The sequence below is a fragment of the Streptomyces sp. NPDC090445 genome (assembly GCF_044769385.1).
Taxonomy (GTDB): Bacteria; Actinomycetota; Actinomycetes; order Streptomycetales; family Streptomycetaceae; genus Streptomyces.
On record NZ_JBIVXV010000020.1, the window covers coordinates 21,846 to 27,845 of the forward strand.

Here is a 6,000-nt window from a genome sequence, read left to right on the forward strand (position 1 = left end):
CACGGGGGACGACCGGCAGGGCGGGGCGGACGCGATCGGTCCGTGTACCGGTCCGCGCGGACACGAGTGTCGCTGTCTGGGCGGAGTGCCGGCCATATCGGAGGACTTCGGACGGGCCTTGTCCGAACTCACGGCGCGGGAAAGGGAGGTGCTGAGCCGGCTGGCGCTCTGCGACACCAATCGGGACATAGCGAGGAACCTCTACATCACCGAACGCACCGCCAAGGCGCACCTGACGCGCATCATGGCGAAACTCGGACTCGGTTCGCGCACGGAGGCGGCGATCGTCGCCTTGCGCTATCACAGCACGCTGTGTCATGAGGGCGCACCTGGTGTTGTGTACCAAGGTCCACTACCGGCCGTGGCCTGATTCGGACGATGCTGTAAGCCTCGTCCAATGAAAGGTTGACTCATGGCTGTTGCTGAACAGGTCGACGCGCTGGCGGAACTCCAGTTCCTCAGTGAGGACATCGTCCGCGAAGTCATCGCCCACGAAGGACTTTCCGGTACGACCCGGAAGGTCGGGATCTCCGAGGGCCTGGGTATTCTGCGCCGCAAGAACGACGTGTGGGCGTCGTTCGAGCAGTGGTACCAGGGCCTCGACGAGGGTGGCCGCAAGTACATGGACCTGATGCTGGAGGCGGCCCTCATCGGGCTCGCCGAGAGCGCGGTCGACGGGGGTGACGCCTCCGCCTACGAAGCGGAGGCGCGTCGCATCCTCGCGGCTGAGGGTGCCCTCGACCTGACCGACCCGCAGATGGTCGGCCCGGTGTCCACGGCCGTCACCAGGACGATCATCAGGCGGACGGTCGCGAAGACCTGCGCGACCAAGTGGGCCGGTTGCTGAACGGCGATCGAAGGGTGCCGGGTGCCGAAGGGCATCCCGGCACCCGGGACGAGCCGCCCGTGGAACTCGGCTCCGGCTCCGGACTGGGCCGGCTGCTCGACCGCCGCGGCGAACGCCTGGACGACTACGCACGGATCTCCGTGAACTCCGGCCGCAATGTGGTGGTCTCGCTCGCGAGGCCGGAGGGAAACGGTCTGCTGGTCAAGCAGCATCGCGTGCGTTCGAACGACCGCTTGTTCGCGGAGATGGCTGTACACGAGGAAATTCTGGGTGTGGTGCCTGCTTCGGGAGGCGATCGCATCTTCGTTCCGCGGCTGCTGCGTTCGCGTCCCGACGACCGCCTGCTGGAATTCGAGCTCGTACCCGGTGCGGTGAGCCTCGCGGACCGCATGGCCGGGGAGAACGGTGAGTCCGGCGAAGGGAAGCCGGTTCCCGCCGCGCGTTTCGAGGAACTCGGATTCTTCGTCGGCGAATTCCATGCGCGTACCGCGGATAGGAAAATCTCCGGCGCGCTCGCGGAACCGGCCGTCGAAATCGAACGCATGCAGATCGTTGATTTCGTGCATCTCACCCCGGAGCGCTGCGCGGAATTCTCTGCGGGCGAGCTCCAGCTCGCCCGTACGGTTCAGCGGGACACCGCGCTCACCACGGCCCTGGCCCGCCTGGACCGGACGATCGGGGCCCGCTGCCTGATCCACGGAGACCTGCGAGGAGAGAACGTGCTGCTGCCGGGGGGATCGCCCGAGCGCATGGCCGTCATCGACTGGGAGCTGTGCCGCTTCAGCGACCCCGCCGTGGAGCTCGGCTACTTCATCGGCAGCCTGTTGCACCGTGTGCTGTACGCGGTGCGCGCCGAGCAGCCCACCGTGGACGCCTGGCGGGCCGCGGCGGAAGCCCGGCTGTCGGCCGTCGCCCCGCTGACCGCCGGCTTCTGGCAGGGCTACCGGCGCGGCGCGGGTGCCTTCGCCGCCGCCCAGCCGCTGCTCGCGCTGCTGACGGTGCACCACGCGGGTTCTGCGCTGCTGTCCCGCATCGCCGGTGACCTGCGGTCCAGCGGCGAGCTCATGCCGCGCGACCTCCTGGTCGTGGGCATCGCGCGCCAGCTCCTGGTCGAGCCGCTGCGGGCGAAGGCCCGCTACCTGACGAACGCAGGCGGTGCAGGATGACGCACAGCACGAGCACGAGCACGAGCACGAGCACGAGCACGAGCACGGACACGAGCACGGACACGAGCACGGCGCCGGTGGCGGCCGTGTTCCTCTCCGTGCTCGACGCCGTGGAGTGGCGCGAGCCCCGCACCGTCGCCGTGCACGGCGCCGACGGAACGGCCGAGGTGGACCTGGCCGGGGTCCGGGCCGTACCGGAGCTCCGCCGCGTCTTGTACGAGGCGTTCCACTCGGGGCGTCCGGCCACGGCTGCCAACGCCGATCCGGACGAGGACTTCCTGCGCCTGCTGACCGGATCGGTGCGGGTCCCGTTCAGCGAGGACTCGGGCTGGCGGGTGATCGGCCCGCCGAGCGGCGGAGCCGTGTCGGTCGAGCGGGACGGCATCCGCATGACGATCGATCCCGCGCGCCACCTCGCACCAGGCACGCCGAGCGGCGACGGCGCCGTGGTGACCGTGCGGATGCCGCCCTGCCGGCCGAACATCTCGCCCGGCTTCTTCTCGGTGGTCGGTTCGCGGGCCCCCGAGGGCCCGCTGGTCCGCTTCTACCTGAACCTGCCGTGCGACTCGGTCGCGGCGTTCGTGACAGGGGCTACCGAGCGGCTCGAGGCCGCCGGCGTGCGCTACACGATGAAGACCCTGGCCGACCCGCGCGCCTACGGGCGCCGGGACGGCACCGTGATCTACACCGAGGCCCGCTTCCGTGCGGCGGTGATCGCCGTGCTCGGTGAGGTCCTGCCGGAACTGCCCGTGCCCGCCCGCTTCGACCTGCCACCGCTGACGGAGCGGGTGCTGCCGCAGGCGGGGTTCGCCGAGGAGCCGCTGGACGGCGGCGGCGCGCGGCTCAGCTTCGGTGACCAGCGCTGCGACACGGTGGCGCGCGTGCTGGCCGGGAACCACGGGCGCCCGGTCCACGAGCTGTACGCACCGCTGGCCGCGGAGCTGACGTCCAGGGGCATCGACCCGCTCGCCCCGCACCGCAACCTTCCGGGAGACGACGCGTGAGCACCTACACCTCCGACCCGCTGGCCGCACGCCGCGACGGGCCCCTGCTCGAAAGGGCGCCGGGACGCACCGCGCTGGCAGCCGCCGTCGCGACGACGCTGCTGTCCGTGGTGATCGCCCTGCTGCAGACCCGCTACGGCACGCTGATGTCGGACGTGGGGCTGGACGGGAGCGCCGCCCATGCCGCAGCCGTCCTGCTCGGGGTGTTCGACGCCCTGTTCGTGACGCTGGCATGCGGGATCGCCGCATGGCTGTGCGGCGCCGCCCTGCGTGTGCCGGAGAACCGGCTGTCGGCCGTGCTGGCGGTGACCTCGTGCGCCCTGCTGGCCGCCACCGCCCTGGAGGCCGTGGCCCTCGGTCTGGAACTACTCGTCACCGGGGACGCGCCGACGGTCCTCGCCCTCTCGCCCGCGCGCTGGACGGGCGTGCCCGCGCTGGGCGGGCTGAGCCTTTCCAACGTCCTGCTGTTCGCGGGGACGTGGCTCGGGCTGGTGCGCGGACTGCGCTGGCCGGGCGGCAAGGCGGCGGTGCCGATCGCGCTGCTGCTGGTGGTCGCGCTGGGGGCGTTCTCGCTGTCCTGACGTCCGTCCGTCCGAAGGAGCACCGGCGCAGAGAGGCCGGCAGGGAGAAGGAGAGGGGGAGCCGTGGGGGAAGACCGGACCGACGGAGCCGGGCGCCGGGAGACGGCACCGGAGGTGGTGCCGCTGAGGACGCTGCTGGCGTACGTACGGCCGCACGCGCCCGGCCTCGTGACGGCCACGCTGCTGAGCGGTCTGGCCGCCGTGCTGGCGCTGGCGCAGCCACTCGTGGTCAAGCGGGTGTTCAGCGACCTGTCCGCCTCCCGGCCGGTGACCACGGTGGTGCTGGTCATCGTCGCGCTCTTCCTCGCCGAGGCGGTGCTGGGCGCGCTTCAGGGATATCTGCTCGGCAGGATCGGCGAGGGCATCGTGCTGAACCTGCGCACCACCCTCGTGGGCCGGCTGCTGCGGTGGCCGCTGGCCACCCACGAGAGGCACCGGTCGGGTGACCTCATCTCCCGGGTGAGCACGGATTCCACGGCGGTGCGCAGCGCGCTGGCGTCCAGCCTGACCGAGATCCTCGCCGGGGTGCTGACCTTCGTCGGCTCGCTCGCCCTCATGCTGTTCCTCGACCCGCTGATGCTCGGCCTCACGCTGGGCTGCCTGGTGGTGGCGGTCCTGGCGGTCTTCGCCGTATCCGTGCGGATCATGGGGGCCACCGTCCAGGCACAACGCAGTGTCGGAAGGCTGAGCGCCGGTCTGGAACGGGCGCTGCGGGCCATCCGCACGGTCAAGCTCAGCACCGCGGAGGAGCGGGAGCAGGAGCAGCTGGTCGGCGAGGTCCGCGACGCCTACCGGGCCGGTGTCCGGCAGGCGAAGCTGGAGGCGCTGGTGCATCCGGTCACCTCGGTGGCCGTGCAGGGCGCGCTGGTCCTCGTCCTGGGTATCGGTGGGGCGCGCGTGGCCCACGGGTCCATGGAACTCGGGGAGCTGATCGCGTTCCTGTTGTACCTGCTCTATCTCGCCGTGCCCATGGGGACGCTCTTCGCTTCCGTCACCGACCTACAGGCCGGTCGGGCGGCCTTGGCCCGGGTCGAGGAGCTGGTGCGGGAGCCATTGGAGACGGGCCCGCCGGACGTCCCGGATCCCGCGGACGGCACCGGGCCCCAGGGGCCTGCGGGTGCCCGGGGGGCGGAGGACCCTCCGGATGCCCCGGCGGTGGTGGTGCGTGCGGTCGGCTTCGCCTATCCGAGCCGGCCCGGCGTACCGGCCCTCGAACATATGGAGTTCGAGGTTCCGCGGCTGTCGAGGACGGCACTCGTGGGTCCCTCCGGCGCGGGCAAATCCTCGGTCCTCGCACTGATCGGCAGGCTGTACGACCCGGACTCCGGCGCGATCGAGCTGTTCGGACGCGACGTACGGGACCTGCCGATCAACGAGCTGCGCGGGATGATCGGACACGTCGAGCAGGACGCGCCGGTGCTGGCCGGCACCCTGCGCTCGAACCTGACGTACGCCTGCCCCGACGCCTCGGCGGAGCAACTGGCCGACGTCCTGCGGAAGACCAATCTCGCGGACTTCGTGGATGCGCTGCCGGACGGGTTGGAGACGGACGTCGGAGACGGCGGCGTACTGCTGTCGGGCGGCCAGCGGCAGCGGGTCGCGATAGCCCGCATGCTGCTGAAGCGGCCCGAGGTGCTGCTGCTCGACGAGGTGACGTCCCAGATGGACGCGGAGAACGAGCACCTGCTCCAGGAGACGCTGCGTGAGGCGGCCCGGACCTGCACGGTCCTGGTGGTCGCCCACCGGCTGTCGACGGTCCGGGACGCGGACCAGATCCTCGTCGTGGACGAAGGCCGGGTCCGGGCGCGGGGCACACACGCGAGCCTTCTGCGCGAGGACGCGCTGTATGCGCACCTTGCCAGCACGCAATTCCTCCCCTCCGGCATGTGCGAAAACTCGGAGGGAAATTTCCCCGAGGGTTTCGAGTTGACTTCCGGGTAGGAATTCGGCAATGATCTTCGAGGGGTGGCGATCGAATTGCTGATCGCATTGCGAGTGGGGTTTCCTCTCCCTCGTCGAGGCTTTCCCTCTCCCCCCTTTTCCGGTTAATCAGCAAGAATTCCTTTGAGGAGAATTCCATGTCTTCGAACGACCCGTTCAACCTGGACGTCCGCGTGGCCACCCCGCAGCAGACGGGCACCGAGCCCGCCTCCCTGGGCACCATCGTCCGCACCAGCAAGCTCATCACCAAGGTGACCTGCAAGAGCTGCACCTGCGCCACCTGCCTCACGCAGACCCCGCTGAGCTGCTTCTAGTCTGACCGGCCGCCCCGGCGGCCGAGAGGGGGGGGGGGGGGGGGGGGGGGGGGGGCCCCCCCCCCCCCGCCCGCGGGGCGGGGGGGGGGGGGGGCGGGGGGGGGGGGGGGGGGGGGGGGGGGGGGGGGGGGGGGGGGGGCCGCCGTA

Annotated in this window: 7 protein-coding genes; all 7 read left to right on the forward strand. The window is 71.1% G+C overall.

The window, feature by feature from the left end:
* Positions 1–85 precede the first annotated feature (85 nt).
* Positions 86–370 carry a helix-turn-helix transcriptional regulator gene (locus tag ACIQUT_RS28970; protein WP_403567016.1) on the forward strand — a complete coding sequence of 95 codons (285 nt, stop codon included), beginning with the start codon at positions 86–88 and terminating at the stop codon, positions 368–370.
* A 42-nt stretch (positions 371–412) separates the two neighbouring features.
* A complete protein-coding gene (locus ACIQUT_RS28975) occupies positions 413–847 on the forward strand; it encodes a hypothetical protein (RefSeq protein ID WP_403567018.1) in 435 nt (144 codons plus the stop codon).
* A gap of 59 nt (positions 848–906) precedes the next feature.
* Complete coding sequence (locus ACIQUT_RS28980) at positions 907–2,013, forward strand: phosphotransferase (protein ID WP_403567019.1); 1,107 nt, start codon at positions 907–909, stop codon at positions 2,011–2,013.
* On the forward strand, positions 2,010–3,017 hold the full coding sequence (locus ACIQUT_RS28985) for a T3SS effector HopA1 family protein (protein WP_403567021.1): 1,008 nt from the start codon (positions 2,010–2,012) through the stop codon (positions 3,015–3,017). Before ACIQUT_RS28980 ends, ACIQUT_RS28985 begins: the two co-directional genes overlap by 4 nt.
* Positions 3,014–3,598, forward strand: a complete 585-nt coding sequence (locus tag ACIQUT_RS28990; RefSeq protein WP_403567023.1) for a hypothetical protein — start codon at positions 3,014–3,016, stop codon at positions 3,596–3,598. The genes ACIQUT_RS28985 and ACIQUT_RS28990 overlap by 4 nt, the downstream gene beginning before the upstream one ends.
* 63 nt (positions 3,599–3,661) lie before the next feature.
* A complete protein-coding gene (locus tag ACIQUT_RS28995) occupies positions 3,662–5,539 on the forward strand; it encodes an ABC transporter ATP-binding protein (RefSeq protein WP_403567024.1) in 1,878 nt (625 codons plus the stop codon).
* A 137-nt stretch (positions 5,540–5,676) separates the two neighbouring features.
* Positions 5,677–5,853 (forward strand): hypothetical protein, encoded by a 177-nt coding sequence (locus tag ACIQUT_RS29000; RefSeq protein ID WP_403567025.1) that lies wholly within the window; start codon positions 5,677–5,679, stop codon positions 5,851–5,853.
* Positions 5,854–6,000 lie beyond the last annotated feature (147 nt).